Here is a 15,636-nt window from a genome sequence, read left to right on the forward strand (position 1 = left end):
AAAAAAAAGAAAACCCACATTGAAATAAAACTTTGTGCGGTTAAATTGTCAGAAAATTTAACTTTGTGCATCTTTTTCAAGTATTGATATTAAAATAAAGGAGTCTTATGGAGATACTACCGGTTAGCGATGGCCAAAGCGTCCGGGCGTTTTTGGACGTTGTTGAACTCATATATAAGGAAGATAAAAACTATGTCCGACCATTGGACGTTCAGATCGAAGAAGTTTTTGATCCGGCATCCAATGACTTTTTTAAACATGGTGAGGCGCAGCGTTTCATTTTAAATGATGACGATGGTCAAACCATTGGTCGCATAGGGGTATTTATCAATGAAAAGAAGGCCGGTGGATTTGCCCAGCCTACCGGTGGCATGGGGTTTTTCGAATGCATTGACCATAAAGAGGCTGCTTTTCTGCTATTTGACCGTGCCAAAAAGTGGTTGGCCGAACGGGGAATGGAGGCCATGGACGGGCCCATCAATTTTGGGGAAAATGATAATTTTTGGGGCCTGTTGATAGAAGGTTTCACGCCTTGTGCCTTTGGTATGCAATATAATCCGCCCTATTACCAATCCTTCTTCGAGGCTTATGGCTTTAGCAGATATTTTGAGCAGGTCACCAATCATTTGGATCTCCGCAAGCCTTTTCCGGAGCGCTTCTGGAGCATTGCCCGCAGAGTGGTTAGTCGGGAAGCCTATACCTTCAAACATTTTGAAAAGAAGCAATCAGAAAAGTTTATTGCCGACTTTGTCAATGTGTACAATGATGCCTGGCAGTATCACGATAATTTCACCCCCATGGACCCGGATACCTTGCGCAAATCATTGCGGGAGTCCCTGTCTTTTATGGACGAAGAATTGATCTGGTTTGCTTACCATAAGGATGAGCCCATCGCTTTTTTGGTGATGTATCCGGATGTCAATCAAATTATCCGGCATTTTAAGGGGAAAATGAACTGGATCAATAAACTGAGGTTTGTCTATTATAAGTGGCGGCATGAAATGACACGCGCCCGCGTAGTCATTATGGGGGTGAAGAACAGGTATCAAAGACTGGGCATTGAGTCTGGTATTTTTTACCACCTGCGTGAGGTCGTTGCTAAGAAGCCTTATTTTAATGAACTTGAATTATCATGGGTCGGTGATTTTAATCCGAAAATGCGTGCCATGCATGATTCGATGGGGGCTGAATTGGGCAAACGACACATTACTTACCGGTACATTTTTGATCCTGCCAAACGTCAGGAACAGCGGGCAGGCAGTATTCCTCTTGACACGAGGTCCCGAAAGGAAAACCTGGAAATGTCATAAGCCTGGAGGGATGCAAAAAATTATGAAATTTTTAGCGTGTTTCTTTTTGAGTTTTTGACCTTTATATATACCTTTGCATTCCATTTTGGAACAGATAGCTAGGAAGTATTAATTGTAGGATTTCCGAAACGCCTGTAATATTGGGTGCCCGGAAACATCAAACACAAACAATAAAGACAATGAAACAGGGAATTCATCCGGATAATTATCGCATGGTCGCTTTTAAAGATATGTCTAACGGCGACACGTTTATTACCCGTTCAACCGTAAATGCCCGGGAGACTGAAGAGATCGACGGCGTAGAGTATCCAGTAGTTAAACTTGAAATTTCAAGTTCTTCTCACCCCTTTTATACCGGTAAAATGAAACTGGTTGATACAGCAGGACGTGTAGATAAATTTATGAACAGATATCAAAAGCATATGGACAGCAAGAAGAAATAATCTTCATGTTGGCCTATACAACAAAAAAGCTTCGGAATTTCCCCGGGGCTTTTTTGTTTTCATTTGTTTTTTGTTTGGCACATCTATTGCGTTGACAAGGGTAATAATGGAAATGTCTTGGGCATTTCTATTCTTGTTTTTTCCTTTAAGTCAATGGAACAAACTGTTTTAAAGTGCTTTCTGGAAAAGCGAGGAGGTTCGTGATTTATAAGGATAATGTCATAATAAGCTGGAAGGGGTATAAAACAAATTGTTTTACGACATTTTGGCAGAAGGAGAAGGATTAAGATATGGATAATTTTAAAGTGTCAATCGGATTTAGTGAAATGATGGATTCTGATTCAGAATTTATTCCAATAGTTGAGGATGAGGATTATCAGATGAACAAGGATGATGAGCGCATGCCTGAGGACTTGCCCTTGCTGCCCTTGCGCAATACCGTTCTTTTTCCAGGGGTTATTGTCCCCATTTCAGTAGGACGTGAAAGGTCGCTCAAACTGGTCAAAGATGTCCAGCGCAACAAAGGCTTTCTGGGTGCCGTGGCTCAAATTGATGCGGCCATGGAGGAACCGGGCACTAAGGATCTGTATAAGGTGGGAACCATTGCCCGGGTCCTGAAGATTCTGGAAATGCCGGATGGTTCTACCTCCGTCATCATTCAGGGGCGTATTCGCTTTAAGTGGAAAACGGTTGTGAGTGATGATCCCTATTTTAAGGTGTCTTATAAGGTGCTGGAGGATGTTGTGCCCGAAGGAGATGCCAAAAGAGAGTTTGAAGCAGTGATTGGTTCACTCAAAGATCTGTCCTTACGTATTATTAAAGGATCTTCGAATATTCCCCAGGAGCTTCCTTTGCCCTTAAAAATATCAATAGTCCCTCTTTTTTGATCAATTATATTGGGTCCAACGCCGAGTTAAAGGTGTCAGAAAAACAGCGTCTGCTGGAAACCGAAGGTCTGAAAGAAAGAGGGATGGCCCTTGTGGAGCACCTTGTTCAAGAGGTGCAGCTGTTGGAGATAAAAAATGATATCCAGTCTAAAGTCAAGATGGACATTGACCAACAGCAGCGCGAATATTTTTTGCACCAACAGATTAAGACCATCCAGGATGAGTTGGGTGCCAGCCCTATTGAGCAGGAAGTCAAGGACATGGAGGCGGCTGCAGAAAAAAAGAAATGGCACGCGGAAGTCAGTGACGTTTTTAAGAAAGAGTTGGAGAAGCTTCGTCGGCTGAATCCGGCATCCGGTGAATATTCCGTTCAGCACAATTATTTGCAGACCATGCTGGACCTGCCCTGGAACGAATACACCAAAGATAATTTTGAACTGGCACGGGCTCGAAAGATTCTGGATCGGGATCATTATGGTCTCGACAATGTGAAGGAGCGGATACTGGAACATCTGGCCGTCCTCAAACTGAAAGGAGATTTAAAATCGCCCATTTTGTGTTTGTACGGGCCTCCAGGTGTGGGCAAAACATCTTTGGGGAAATCGGTGGCCGAGGCGTTGGGGCGACAATATGTCAGGGTCTCCCTGGGAGGAGTGCACGATGAAGCAGAAATTCGGGGACACCGCAAAACCTATATTGGCGCCATGCCGGGGCGTATCATACAAAGTGTGAAAAAGGCGGGTTCTGCCAATCCTGTGTTTATTTTGGATGAGATTGATAAAATTGGTAATAGTTTCCATGGTGATCCGGCCTCTGCGCTTTTAGAAGTGTTGGATCCCGAGCAAAACAGCACCTTCCATGATAACTATCTGGAAGTGGATTTTGATCTGTCGAAGGTGATGTTTGTAGCTACTGCCAATACCTTGAGTTCTATTTCAGCCCCGCTGCTCGACAGAATGGAGCTCATCGATGTGACCGGTTATATTTTGGAGGAGAAACAGGAGATTGCACGGCGACATTTGGTTCCCCGACAATTGGAGATGCATGGCATCCCTAAGGGAACCATCACCTTGTCAAAAAGCGTATTGGCTTATTTGATTGAAAGTTATACCCGTGAGTCGGGCGTTCGCCAATTGGATAAAGTGCTGGCACGTTTGTTCAGAAAGGTCGCCTTGAAAATTGCTTCCTCTGAAAAAGTCAAGAAGAATGTGTCTATGGCCGATATCAGAGAGTATTTGGGCGTGGAACGCTTCTCTAAGGACACCTGGGAAAAAGAATCCTTTGTTGGCGTTGTTACGGGTTTGGCGTGGACCGCTGTTGGCGGTGAGATTTTATTTGTGGAGAGCAGCATCAGCAAGGGCAAAGGAAATCTGACATTGACCGGGAATCTGGGGGATGTCATGAAGGAATCAGCTGTATTGGCGCTTGAATACTTAAAATCACATGTAGATAAGCTGGGCCTGGATGCAGCGGTTCTTGAAGAAAACAATTTTCATGTTCATGTGCCTGAGGGGGCCATACCCAAAGATGGCCCGTCGGCCGGAATAACCATGGTGACTTCCATCGCATCCATTCTTTCGGGAAGAAAGGTTAAACCCCGACTAGCGATGACCGGCGAAATTACTTTAAGGGGTAAAGTTTTGCCGGTGGGCGGGATCAAAGAAAAAATATTGGCTGCCAAGCGGGCTGGGATACAAGATATCATTCTGTCCAGAGAAAACCGTAAGGACGTAGATGAAATAAAGCCCATATATCTGGAAGGTTTAAACTTCCACTTCGTAGAAACTATTTTAGATGTGCTGGATCTGGCACTGGAAGCATAAAGTAAAAGGGAGCCGTTTGGCTCCCTTTTTTATTTTTGGCCCTCAATGATTTTTTCCTGAAATTTGGCCGTTTCAAAGTTCTCCATCAAACTTTCCATATCCGGGGTGAGGCGGGCCAGCGCTCTCTTAATAAAAGCTTTGGGTATGTGTTTGAAGTAAGCTTGTGCCAGCGCTCCGGTTATGGATGCAATGGTGTTAGAGGGACCCCCTATTAAGATGGCTAAGCGTATGGCTTCCTCAAAATCAGAAGCCTCTAAAAATGCGGCAATGGCTGGTGGTACTGGTGTTGAAAGTGTTTCTCCCGAGTGAATTTTAGACTTCCAATGCGTTACATTCAGGTTCAAATCATAACCAAAATGAACAGAAATGAAGCGCTTTATTTCTTTACGGGTGGCACCGCTTTTCGCCATATATACGGCCACTGCAGTGGCCTGGGCAGCTTCAAGACGAACCGGTACGTTATGGGTGATGAGGGCTGATTTTTTGGCTTCGGTTAAGGCCTCCTCAATGGAAGAAGCCGCAAAGCCAATGGGGCTGATACGACGGGCTGCACCGTCACCCTCACTTTTATAGTCTTCAATCCCACCATTCATCGCCCACTGTAAAAAATCAGGCCGGTAACCTGCTTCCGGAAAACGTTGGGTCCACTCAATGAGCGTTTCCTTGTAGGGTTTTTGATGGATGACAGAGTCGGCTGTGGCTAAGGTTAGTACAGTGTCATCTGTGAAAGCGGATGTGGGTTTAAAAAGTTGAAACTCTGTGGTTGGTAAATTGTCATTGACAAATGCCGAACCGATGATATCTCCAATGATAGCTCCCTTCATAAATGTTTGTTCTTTTCCGGATTTGGTGTGGTTTGTTTGCCCGCTTTTACATGGATATTTTAGGTTACAATGGTCAATTTTCAAATGGGTGGTTAATACCAGGTACTTAAATAGGCAGGACGAATATCATAAGTTTTGCTATAATATCAAATTATTTTTACCATTTCTTGAGATGTGTTTTTAATATAGTGAGTGTAATTAACTAAAAATAAGCGGGTTGTGAATGTGTGGAAGTTTCGGTATAAAATGGTGGTTTTTTATTTCTGCCTTTTTTTTTATATTTAATAGATAATGCAAGACTTTCCTAATGGCATGTATATGAAAAATGTTATAAAGTATCTTTTACTTAGTGGTGTTATTATTGCCGGATGCTTTCTCCTTTGGTACTTCAGGTCGGTGTTTATTTTTATTGGTATCTCCGCAGTGCTGTCATTAATTACCCGGCCCTTGTTTGATTTGTTCAAGAAAGGACACCTGGGAAGTCATTACATGGGAAATGGCCTGGCGGCCTTGTTGACGGTTCTTGTCATCTGGCTGTTTATAGGTCTATTTTTCAGGTATACCCTGCCATTGATTGGCGGAGAGCTTCAATATTTGTCTTCAGTCGATTTCCCGGAGGTCTTTGACAGGGCCTCTGTGTTGCTGAATGAGGCCTTGGATCCCTTTAAGCGGATTGATCCTGAGATGATTGTTTCCCTGGAGTTACAGATTCGGGAGGCCGTCAGGTCTGTTTTTGACGTGTCACAAATCACAGATGCTTTTTCGGGTATGCTGGGTTTTTTCGGCGGATTGTTTATTGCCGTTTTTTCGGTCACGTTTATCACCTTTTTCTTTTTGAAGGAGGAAGGTTTGCTGGTGCGCCTGTTGATGATGATGATCCCGGATGTGCACGAGGAAGGTGTCCGACATGTGCTATTGTCCGTCAAATTTTTGCTTAGAAGGTATTTTCTGGGCGTTCTTTTACAGATTTTCCTGATTTGTTTCTTTGTTACTTCAGGCTTTATGATCCTGGGACTTGGTTTTAACCATGCTGTAACCATAGGCATCATTAGCGGGTTGTTTAATGTGATTCCTTATGTGGGGCCTCTTTTTGGCGCCATGTTTGGCTTGCTCACCTCTGCCATTATTTATCTGCAAGTACCTTTTGAGGTGAGTTTTCTAATGTTTATGGCTTTTGCAAGCTTAATATATATTATTGTTCAATTAATGGACAATCTGGTGTTTCAGCCTTTTATTTTCTCGAGCAGTGTGCAGGCCCATCCACTTGAGATCTTTATTGTTATTTTAATGTCTGGTTATTTATCGGGAGTGATTGGGATGTTTTTGGCCATTCCGGTTTACACCATTGTTCGAGTAATTGGCAGAGAGTTTTTTTACAAATACCGGGTGGTAAAAAAATTGACAGACGGCTTGGGTTAAGGCAGAGAATCAACTGGAATTGTTATGGGTTGAGGTTCCGCATTCACCTTTTCCGGTAATGCCGGTTGCTGGCTTTTTATGGCCAGAGCCTCTTTGATGGGCATTCTTTTTCCGTTAAATGTGGCAATGATAAAGGCATCGCTAAAACCCATTTGTTGAATGATGTCCCGAAAGGATTCAGCATCGTTGAAATTTTCAAAAATGCCAACGGTGAATTGATTGATGGTTTGATAGGTATATTGCTGCAGGGAAAACATATTGGCCTGGAAGGGCTGCATATCTACACCCGTATAGGCGCCAATTTGAATGCTGAAAAGGATGCCGTCTTCCGGCACATAAAAAGTGAGCATGTCTTCTTTTTGAATTTCAGGTCGGGGCTCCGCCATTATGGATGGGCGCACAAGCGTGTCGGTGACGGTTGTGTCTTTGGCCGAAGGCTTCTCTTCAAGGTTTCTGGTGCTGACATCTTGTTTGGCAGGCCATTGAATGATGCCATAGGCAAACATCATCACCAGCAACAACACGAAAAAGAGAAATTGAAAAGAAGTTGTTTTTTTTAGCTTATTATATTTAACAGACTGCTTTTGAGAAAGCGTCCTGAGTCTGGCCACTTCCTTCTCAAGTGCATTCGTCCTTGTTGAATCTCCTTTCGTTTGCTGGGGTGAATGGTCACTATCTGTCATAGAGCTTTCATTTGGTTGGTCTAAAAATAGTGATTCCTTTTAAATATCCATGATACAGCGCTTTTTTTTCATTAATTAGGCCTCCCAGTTTGTGTTTCTCGTTTTAAAGTTAAAAAGTGTCAAATTTGGCACAGGATTTGGTTATACATAGTTGAACCGGTTTTTTAAGTGATTGTTTAACTTAATTCGAGGAACCATGAAAACGATACATATCATTTATCAGATAGCCATTGTTACCTGTTTATCCACGATATCGATGGCCGCCACAGGGCAACAGAACACGCGCCAGGATCGCCGTAGCGGTTCCGAAAGAAATACCTACCGGACGGAAACCAGTCAGCGTAGCAGAGGCCACTCAGAGGGCCGGGTGTCTGACAATGATTCCAGACAACGGGGAAGTGAGCGGTATAAACGGAAGGATTCCGGTTATGAGAGAAACGAACGGTCGTATAAAAAGGAGGATCGTCAACAGGGGTATTACAAGAAGTCGAAGCAAGGGCACCGGCCTGCCCCGGCTCATGTGTATCACAGCGCGCCCCGGCCAGGAAATAACCGCGTGGCTCATGTACGCCACCTACCACACAGGCATGATACCTATTTCAGACACCTGCCTACCAAAAGAGTGAACAGGTTTCATCACAATGGTTACGATTACTATCACTCGAATAATCGTTTTTACCGCTATTACCCGCGTTATGGCTACCGTATGGTGGAAGCCCCTTTTACACACGTGAGGTATTTGCCGGCCAGATACCAGGTAAGGGTTTATAACGGGTATTCTTATCCTTACTACAATGGCTATTTCTTTTTGCCGGCTGAATATGGATACGTCATGGTGCCCGCGCCTGCCCGACCCCGAATGTCCTTTAATGTGGTCTTGAATTTCTAAATCATACGATCAGGCACGGGTTTGAATTATAATATGGGCGGATGTTAGAAAACAAAGGCCGGGCGTCGCCCCGGCCTTTGCTGCTTCCTGAAAGTTTTGGACTTCTATGATTGAGGATGGTTGGATTGGTTGTACATCTCAATGATGTTGATATAGGGTGCGACCCCTACAGTGGTGGCATCCGCCTTCACGGCTGATAAATTATAAAAAGGTTCCCGCTCTGCAAGTTTCTCCTGAATAAATAACAGAAGCTCACTGTCTGATTTATCGGCAATGAGGGGCCGTGATTTCCTGGCTGGCATCAGGCGGTCTTTTAAAATGTTGGCGTCCAATTTTAAATAGATGGTGAGTCCGCTTTGATTCATCAATTCCATGTTTTTATGGAAACAAGGCGTACCACCACCTGTGGAAACAATCACACGGGAGAGGCGGGTCATTTCGAGGACGGCCTCGTGCTCCATTTGCCGGAAGGCCGCTTCCCCCCGGGTGCTGAAAATATCGCTGATGCTTTGTCCCTGTTTTTTTCAATGTGCTGGTCCAGGTCAATAAACCGCCATTGAAGCGCCCGGGCCAGCATTTGTCCCACCGTCGTTTTTCCACTGCCCATAAAACCTGTTAAAAATACCCTGGTAACTGTCATGCATCTGTTTGTTTTTGTCCGTCAGAAAAGGCCATCCCTTGGCACCGACTAATTATCGAAAATGGACATTTGCCCATTCGTCTCCTCATCATCCGGATCTTTTGGCCCATTGTCAGTCGGTTCCTCCTGCGGTTTTGGCTCCGGTTGAATCAGCGGTTCCAGTTCATTGATTTTGGAAACCTGGTAAGTCGTGAGCCTTTTTCCCCTTGCTTTGAAGCCCTTAACATTGATAAATTCAGCCACCTCCACAATGACTTTTTCACGGTCTTTGTCGTCCCCCCCAAACTTAAGTTCCAGTCGGGGATACTCCACCTTGGTCATTTTAACCAAATACGATTTTGGGTGCTCACCTATGAGTCGCTGTGCTTTACTCACACTTTCCAATTGGAAACGTTTGACATAGTAAAATTTTTGCTCCGCATCATAATACACGGCCGACCAAACCGTTTCGGGATGGAATTTTTCGATGTAAAGGATGTTGTCGTCGTAGTGATTGCTTAGATCGTAGTTGGTTTGATAAAAGTGACCATCTTTGGTAACCACCAGGATGGCATCATCACCATGAAATTCTCCCAGGAAGTTGCCGCGCCCATCCACATTCAGTCGCAGCACTTCGGGTTCAAACCATATTTTTCGACCGCCCAGAGTGGATTCTCCTTTGCGCTTTAGCACAATTTTATGTACCTCATGCTTCGAAAGAATGTTACCCATGGCGCCACGTCCCTTCACGATTAATTCGCCCATGTCGAATTCGAAAATCAGATTGCGAATGCGGGCACGCGGCTTAAGGGTGACTTTGACTACCTCCGCTTCTCCATTGGGGTTTTCGCTGAAGTAGAGCACCTGAGAGCCTTCGGTTCCCTTGGTCAGGTTGTACTCCTTGTCGCGCGTTATGCCGGTGACGGCAAATCGCTTCACGTAGGTGGCGCCATGCTTGCCATCGCGGTAAGCCACATTGTAAATGGTCCGGTTATCGTTTCGTTTGAAAACCGCTAAATGGATAATGTCTTTGCCGACAAAAGCTTTGTCCTGCACCTTATTGATAATGTAGCGGCCATCGCTGTAAAAGAGGATGATGTCATCCATGTCTGAGCAATCACAAACATATTCATCTTTACGCAAGGCAGTTCCTACAAATCCATCGGCACGATTGATGTACAGCTTTTCATTTTTTACCACCACTTTGGAGGCCTCAATACTTTCAAAGCTTCTCAGTTCTGTTTTGCGGGGATATTTGCTGCTGTATTGTTTTTTCAATCGTTTAAAATAATCGATGGAATAAGGAATGATGTTTTGAAGGTGGTATTCCACCTGTTCGAGTTCCTCCTCCAATGAAGCAATGTATTCGTCCGCTTTTTTGGCGTCAAAACGCGAAATGCGCTTGATCTTGATTTCTGTCAGCCGAATAATATCATCCCGCGTAACCTCTCTTCTAAGAATGTGCTTGAAGGGATCCAGTCCATGATCAATGGTCTGGATAATGGCTTCATAGGTTTCGCATTCTTCGATGCGCTGATAAATTTTGTTTTCGATAAATATTTTTTCCAATGACGCAAAGTGCCAGGATTCTTCCAGTTCCCCTTTGCGGATTTCCAACTCGCGGGTCAACAAATGCACCGTGTGATCGGTATTGGACCGAAGAATTTCTGAGACACCAATAAAAACCGGTTTGTTGTCGCGAATAACGCAGGCATTCGGAGAAAGCGACAATTCACAATCGGTGAAGGCGTACAAGGCATCGATGGTTTTATCGGGAGAGGCTCCCGCATGCAGATGTATCTGGATCTCTACGTTTTGTGCGGTGTTGTCATCAATCTTGCGGATTTTAATTTTTCCTTTTTCTACCGCTTTGAGAATGGACTCTATCAACGTTCCGGTATTTCTGCTGAAAGGGATATCCGAAATGATTAAGGTCTTGGCATCTAGCTTACTGATTTTGGCACGCACCTTAATCTGTCCGCCCCGCAAACCGTCGTTGTAGCGAGACACATCCAGCATGCCTCCTGTTGGGAAGTCGGGATACAATTCAAAGGTCTCCTGCTTAAGGTGGGCAATGGAGGCATCAATTAATTCCTGAATGTTGTGCGGAAGTATTTTTGAGGCCAAACCTACCGCAATACCTTCCACCCCCTGGGCCAGCAGAAGGGGGAATTTAACGGGGAGCGTAACCGGCTCTTTGTTCCGGCCATCGTAGGTGGGTTTCCATTCGGTTGTTTTGGGGTTGAATACCACCTCGTGGGCAAACTTGGTGAGTCGGGCCTCAATGTAACGCGGTGCAGCGGACCCATCACCGGTATACAAGTTTCCCCAGTTTCCCTGCGTATCAATCAACAATTCTTTTTGACCAATTTGAACCATGGCATCTCCTATGGAGGCATCCCCATGCGGGTGAAACTGCATGGTGTGTCCAATGATGTTGGCCACCTTGTTGTAGCGTCCGTCATCCAACCGTCGCATAGAGTGCAGGATGCGCCTTTGAACCGGTTTTAGTCCGTCGTTGATGTGGGGCACTGCCCGTTCCAGTATAACATAGGAGGCATAATCCAGAAACCATGAGCGGTACATGCCCTGAAGGGGTGTTATTTTGGTTATGTCCTGGGCATTGTCCGATGCCTCACTGCCATCTTCGGTCGGCCGTTCCTCGTTTTCGTCAAAAATTTCTTCGTTATCCATGTTTCGAAATTGTAACCCTGTTTTCTATCTTTTTGACTTGGTTTTATAGCATTTCTTCATCAACAATCAGATTGTCGATGATGAAGTTTTGTCGGTTGGGCGTGTTTTTCCCCATGTAAAAATCCAACAGCTCCTTGGCCGCATCTTCTTTTTTCATGCGAACCTGGTCCAGACGAATGTCCTTTCGAATAAAATTCGAAAACTCGTCGGGCGATATTTCACCCAAACCCTTAAATCGGGTGATTTCCGGGTTGGCTCCCAGTTCTTTCAGTGCCTTTAATCTTTCCTCCTCGTTATAACAATAGCGGGTTTCCTTTTTATTACGCACCCTGAATAATGGTGTTTGTAATATATAAAGGTGTCCGTTTTTTATCAACTCCGGGAAAAACTGAAGAAAAAAGGTGATCAATAGCAGTCGGATGTGCATGCCATCGACATCGGCATCGGTGGCTATGATGACATGGTTGTAACGCAATGACTCCATGCCTTCCTCAATGTTTAGCGCGGCCTGAAGCAGGTTGAACTCCTCGTTTTCGTAAACAATTTTTCGGGTGAGTCCGTAAGAGTTCAAAGGTTTTCCTTTGAGCGAAAAAACGGCCTGCGTTCCCACGTCACGTGCCTTGGTGATGGACCCGCTGGCCGAATCTCCCTCCGTAATAAAAATGGAAGATTCCGTTTTGCGCTCAGCGTTGGAGTTATAGTGAATGCGACAATCACGCAGTTTTTTATTGTGGAGACTCACTTTTTTGGCACGCTCGCGAGCCAGTTTCTGAATGCCCGAAATGGCCTTGCGTTCCTTCTCGGATTCCAGAATCTTCTTATAGATAATGTCTGCCGTGGCTGATTTTTTGTGCAGGTAATTGTCGAGATTCTGCTTCAAAAAGTCATGCACATAATTGCGCACCGAAATGCCATCAGGCGACATGTCCTTGGACCCCAGTTTGGTTTTTGTTTGTGATTCAAAAACAGGCTCCTCAATTTTTATACTGACAGCAGCTACCATGCCCATGCGAATGTCTGCCACGTCAAAGTTCTTGTTGTAGAATTCGCGAACCGTCTTCACCATGGCTTCCCGAAACGCAATGAGGTGTGAGCCGCCCTGGGTGGTATGCTGACCATTGACAAATGTGTAGTACTCTTCGCCGTATTGTCCGGTGTGGGTAATGGCAATTTCGAGGTCTTCATCTTTAAGGTGAATCGGCTCATACATGCCCGGCTCCGTCATTTTTTCATCCAGCAAATCCAAAAGCCCTTTCTTGGAGATGAATATTTGTCCGTTGAAATGGATGGCCAGTCCGGCATTCAGGTAGGTATAGTTTTTTAGTAAGTCCTCAATGTATTCATCTTTGAACGTGAATTTCTCGAAAACCGCCTCGTCCGGGCGGAATTCGATTAAAGTGCCGTTGGCACTTTTGGTAGGCTCTACCGGATGATCAATGGTGAGTTCTCCACGAGAAAACTCTACCCGCTTGGTCTCCCCTTCTCTGAAAGCCTGAACCGTAAAGTCCACCGAAAGGGCATTAACGCTTTTACGCCAACCCCGTTGAGTCCCACGGATTTTTTAAAGACTTTACTATCGTATTTGGCGCCGGTATTCATTTTTGAAACCACATCCGTCACCTTGCCTAAGGGAATGCCCCGACCGTAGTCGCGGACACGTACCACCCCTTCATTCACTGTTACCTCAATTTTCTTACCGAACCCCATCATGTATTCATCAATGGCGTTGTCCATCACTTCTTTCAGCAGCACGTAAATACCATCATCGCTGTAGGTACCGTCACCCAGTTTGCCAATATACATACCGGGGCGACGACGAATGTGCTCTTTCCAGTCCAGTGTTTGAATGGAATCTTCTGAATAATTCTGAATCATATTGTGGTTAATTATAGCTGTTTGTGATTTTTTTCCTGAAACCCTTATCTTTTTTCACCCATCTCCTGATTATCTGGCGGTTTCTGTCCGGAGAAATCGCTGAGCGACATCTGCCGATACCTGAAAAAATCTTCCAAATATAACGAAAAGCTAAAACCAATCGTAATTTGTTTATGAACAGTGTGGATTACTTGTTGAAAAATCATATTTTGACCCCGGTTTAGCGTCGTTTTCTTAATGAATTTATTATAAGGGTGTTAACAAGGCGGCATCGTTGTTTAGTCCGATGGCATAAACCTATTTAAATGTCCGCCATTTATCTGTTTTTATCCTCCCTTAATTCTGTGTTTTGAATTAGTTTTGAAAAAAACAAAAAGGCATTGTAGGGTTTATTGATCGATGATTTTTTGCGGGATTCCCTGCTATGATTCATCAAGGCGAAAGAATTTTTGTTTGCGTTTTAGAATAAAAATTTGTTTTTTAACTTTAGTTTTTGATTAAATAAAAGTAATCAGTACTTTTATGGCGCTTTTTAAAGCCGTTTTTTGTGCTTTAAAAATTGGGATGGGTCGATTTATATTTAGGAACAAGTGTTTGTTGTTTGTTGGATGAAATAATTAAAATATTTGAATTATGTTAGAGAGCTATGAAGTATGGTTTGTAACAGGGGCGCAACTTTTATACGGCGGAGATGCTGTAGTGGCCGTTGATGCTCATTCAAACGAGATGGTGGCCGGTATGAATGCCTCGGGCAATCTTCCGGTAAAAATAGTTTATAAAGGTACGGTTAACTCTGCCAAGGAAGTCACTGCAACCATGAAGGCGGCCAACAATGATGAAAAATGTGTGGGCATTATCACATGGATGCATACTTTTTCACCGGCAAAAATGTGGATTCAGGGATTGCAGGACTTACGTAAGCCCTTGCTTCATTTTCACACACAGTTTAACAAGGAAATTCCATGGGATAAAATGGACATGGATTTCATGAATTTGAACCAAAGTGCGCATGGTGACCGTGAATTCGGACACATCACTGCCCGTTTGCGTAAACCCCGCAAGGTGGTGGTGGGACACTGGCAAGATCCAAAAGCGCAGGAAAAAATTGCTGTGTGGATGCGTGTGGCCGCTGCCTGGGCCGATTCACAGGATATGCGTATTATTCGTTTTGGCGATCAGATGAACAATGTGGCTGTTACGGATGGGGATAAAGTGGAAGCCGAAATGTTGATGGGCTACCATGTGGATTATTATCCCATCGCTGATTTGGTAGCTGTGCAGGACAAGGTGACCGATGCTGATGTCGCAGAATTAATGAAAGTATATGAGGCGGATTATGAATTTGCCGATGATTGCAAAGCGGGTGGCAAAAACAGAGGGCAGGTGGAAAAGGCTGCGCGCATTGAAATAGCCATGCGAAGATTTTTGGACGAAAAGGGCGCCAAGGCCTACACGACCAACTTTGACGATTTAGCTGGTATTGACCAGTTGCCGGGATTGGCCTCTCAACGCCTCATGGCTGATGGTTATGGTTTTGGCGCTGAGGGCGACTGGAAAACAGCTGCCTTGTATCGCACCATGTGGTTCATGGGTCAGGGGCTGCCTAAAGGTTGCTCTTTCCTTGAGGACTATACCTTGAATTTTGATGGTGAAAACAGTACCATTCTTCAGGCCCATATGTTGGAGGTATGTCCCTTAATTGCTGAGCAAAAACCCCGCATGGAAGTCCACCCGCTCGGAATAGGTGGTAAAAATGATCCCGCCCGGCTGGTATTCACCAGTAAGCCCGGTCAAGGTGTGGCCGCTACCGTCGTAGATATGGGCAGCCGTTTCCGGATGATTGTTAACGTAGTGGACTGTATTGAATCAAAACCGCTGCCTAATCTTCCTGTAGCCAGTGCTTTATGGGTTCCGCAACCTAATTTTGAAGTTGGTGCTGCTGCCTGGATCCTCGCTGGTGGAACACATCATACCAGTTTCTCTTATGATTTGACGGTGGAGTACCTCGAAGATTATGCCGAGATCGCAGGAATAGAATTTGTTTTAATAGACAATAAGACCACGATTTCTGAGTTTAAGAAGGAATTACGTTGGAATGATCTGTTTTTCCATCTTAAAAAGGGATTCTAATTTGGAATGGTGTCCGAAAGTTGAATTTAGGAAGTATTTA

General features: G+C 44.5%; 14 protein-coding genes. 7 read left to right on the top strand and 7 right to left on the bottom strand.

What is annotated here, in order from left to right; all coding sequences use genetic code 11:
- Window positions 1-107: 107 nt before the first annotated feature.
- The 4 genes from JCM15548_RS05940 to lon all read left to right on the top strand — a co-directional run bounded on the left by JCM15548_RS05940 (window position 108) and on the right by lon (window position 4,463).
- Entirely contained in the window at window positions 108-1,310 is a 1,203-nt protein-coding gene (locus JCM15548_RS05940; protein ID WP_062123331.1) for an MBT domain-containing protein, read from the top strand.
- A 179-nt stretch (window positions 1,311-1,489) separates the two neighbouring features.
- Complete coding sequence (locus JCM15548_RS05945; protein WP_062123334.1) at window positions 1,490-1,753, top strand: type B 50S ribosomal protein L31; 264 nt, start codon at window positions 1,490-1,492, stop codon at window positions 1,751-1,753.
- A gap of 290 nt (window positions 1,754-2,043) precedes the next feature.
- Window positions 2,044-2,640, top strand: coding sequence for an LON peptidase substrate-binding domain-containing protein (locus tag JCM15548_RS23180; protein WP_227625518.1), 597 nt, complete (start codon window positions 2,044-2,046; stop codon window positions 2,638-2,640).
- The gene (lon, locus tag JCM15548_RS05950) at window positions 2,637-4,463 is read left to right on the top strand and encodes an endopeptidase La (protein ID WP_262486905.1); all 1,827 of its coding nucleotides are present in this window, start codon (window positions 2,637-2,639) and stop codon (window positions 4,461-4,463) included. The genes JCM15548_RS23180 and lon overlap by 4 nt, the downstream gene beginning before the upstream one ends.
- A gap of 29 nt (window positions 4,464-4,492) precedes the next feature.
- Here the strand turns inward: lon and JCM15548_RS05955 are convergent, their stop codons facing one another.
- On the bottom strand, window positions 4,493-5,287 hold the full coding sequence (locus tag JCM15548_RS05955; protein ID WP_062123337.1) for an ADP-ribosylglycohydrolase family protein: 795 nt from the start codon (window positions 5,285-5,287) through the stop codon (window positions 4,493-4,495).
- Window positions 5,288-5,605: 318 nt separating this feature from the next.
- Here JCM15548_RS05955 and JCM15548_RS05960 point away from each other — a divergent pair, with 318 nt between their 5' ends.
- A complete protein-coding gene (locus JCM15548_RS05960) occupies window positions 5,606-6,706 on the top strand; it encodes an AI-2E family transporter (RefSeq protein WP_062123401.1) in 1,101 nt (366 codons plus the stop codon).
- On the opposite strand, the gene JCM15548_RS05965 is transcribed toward JCM15548_RS05960, so the two are convergent.
- The gene (locus JCM15548_RS05965) at window positions 6,703-7,389 is read right to left on the bottom strand and encodes a hypothetical protein (protein WP_062123339.1); all 687 of its coding nucleotides are present in this window, start codon (window positions 7,387-7,389) and stop codon (window positions 6,703-6,705) included. The two genes, JCM15548_RS05960 and JCM15548_RS05965, sit on opposite strands and share 4 nt — an antisense overlap.
- Before the next feature lie 196 nt (window positions 7,390-7,585).
- Between JCM15548_RS05965 and JCM15548_RS05970 the strand changes: the two genes are divergently transcribed.
- A complete protein-coding gene (locus JCM15548_RS05970; RefSeq protein ID WP_062123342.1) occupies window positions 7,586-8,278 on the top strand; it encodes a hypothetical protein in 693 nt (230 codons plus the stop codon).
- A 104-nt stretch (window positions 8,279-8,382) separates the two neighbouring features.
- On the opposite strand, the gene JCM15548_RS05975 is transcribed toward JCM15548_RS05970, so the two are convergent.
- The 5 genes from JCM15548_RS05975 to JCM15548_RS25120 are packed head-to-tail and all read right to left on the bottom strand — an operon-like array spanning window position 8,383 to window position 13,466.
- Entirely contained in the window at window positions 8,383-8,739 is a 357-nt protein-coding gene (locus JCM15548_RS05975) for a shikimate kinase (RefSeq protein WP_262486906.1), read from the bottom strand.
- Window positions 8,712-8,918 carry a shikimate kinase gene (locus tag JCM15548_RS25115; protein ID WP_262486907.1) on the bottom strand — a complete coding sequence of 69 codons (207 nt, stop codon included), beginning with the start codon at window positions 8,916-8,918 and terminating at the stop codon, window positions 8,712-8,714. Before JCM15548_RS25115 ends, JCM15548_RS05975 begins: the two co-directional genes overlap by 28 nt.
- A 48-nt stretch (window positions 8,919-8,966) precedes the next feature.
- On the bottom strand, window positions 8,967-11,591 hold the full coding sequence (locus JCM15548_RS05980; protein ID WP_083984998.1) for a DNA gyrase/topoisomerase IV subunit A: 2,625 nt from the start codon (window positions 11,589-11,591) through the stop codon (window positions 8,967-8,969).
- A gap of 43 nt (window positions 11,592-11,634) precedes the next feature.
- A complete protein-coding gene (locus JCM15548_RS05985) occupies window positions 11,635-13,101 on the bottom strand; it encodes a toprim domain-containing protein (protein ID WP_262486908.1) in 1,467 nt (488 codons plus the stop codon).
- The gene (locus JCM15548_RS25120) at window positions 13,053-13,466 is read right to left on the bottom strand and encodes an ATP-binding protein (protein ID WP_262486909.1); all 414 of its coding nucleotides are present in this window, start codon (window positions 13,464-13,466) and stop codon (window positions 13,053-13,055) included. Before JCM15548_RS25120 ends, JCM15548_RS05985 begins: the two co-directional genes overlap by 49 nt.
- Before the next feature lie 633 nt (window positions 13,467-14,099).
- On the opposite strand from JCM15548_RS25120, the gene araA reads away from it, so the two are divergent.
- Window positions 14,100-15,596: an L-arabinose isomerase gene (gene araA / locus JCM15548_RS05990; RefSeq protein ID WP_062123345.1), complete on the top strand. Its 1,497-nt coding sequence runs from the start codon at window positions 14,100-14,102 to the stop codon at window positions 15,594-15,596.
- Window positions 15,597-15,636 lie beyond the last annotated feature (40 nt).

Origin of the sequence: Geofilum rubicundum JCM 15548 (assembly GCF_000974365.1) — a bacterium.
In the GTDB taxonomy this organism is placed as follows: domain Bacteria; phylum Bacteroidota; class Bacteroidia; order Bacteroidales; family Marinilabiliaceae; genus Geofilum; species Geofilum rubicundum.

Bases quoted from the DNA above. Each gene is read 5' to 3' on its own strand.
- JCM15548_RS05955 (WP_062123337.1), bottom strand. From the start codon at position 5,287: ATGAAGGGAGCTATCATTGGAGATATCATCGGTTCGGCATTTGTCAAT.
- JCM15548_RS05960 (WP_062123401.1), top strand. From the start codon at position 5,606: ATGAAAAATGTTATAAAGTATCTTTTACTTAGTGGTGTTATTATTGCC.
- JCM15548_RS05945 (WP_062123334.1), top strand. From the start codon at position 1,490: ATGAAACAGGGAATTCATCCGGATAATTATCGCATGGTCGCTTTTAAA.
- JCM15548_RS05965 (WP_062123339.1), bottom strand. From the start codon at position 7,389: ATGACAGATAGTGACCATTCACCCCAGCAAACGAAAGGAGATTCAACA.
- JCM15548_RS05940 (WP_062123331.1), top strand. From the start codon at position 108: ATGGAGATACTACCGGTTAGCGATGGCCAAAGCGTCCGGGCGTTTTTG.
- JCM15548_RS05980 (WP_083984998.1), bottom strand. From the start codon at position 11,591: ATGGATAACGAAGAAATTTTTGACGAAAACGAGGAACGGCCGACCGAA.
- araA (WP_062123345.1), top strand. From the start codon at position 14,100: ATGTTAGAGAGCTATGAAGTATGGTTTGTAACAGGGGCGCAACTTTTA.
- JCM15548_RS25120 (WP_262486909.1), bottom strand. From the start codon at position 13,466: ATGATTCAGAATTATTCAGAAGATTCCATTCAAACACTGGACTGGAAA.
- JCM15548_RS23180 (WP_227625518.1), top strand. From the start codon at position 2,044: ATGGATAATTTTAAAGTGTCAATCGGATTTAGTGAAATGATGGATTCT.
- JCM15548_RS25115 (WP_262486907.1), bottom strand. From the start codon at position 8,918: ATGACAGTTACCAGGGTATTTTTAACAGGTTTTATGGGCAGTGGAAAA.
- JCM15548_RS05975 (WP_262486906.1), bottom strand. From the start codon at position 8,739: ATGGAGCACGAGGCCGTCCTCGAAATGACCCGCCTCTCCCGTGTGATT.
- JCM15548_RS05970 (WP_062123342.1), top strand. From the start codon at position 7,586: ATGAAAACGATACATATCATTTATCAGATAGCCATTGTTACCTGTTTA.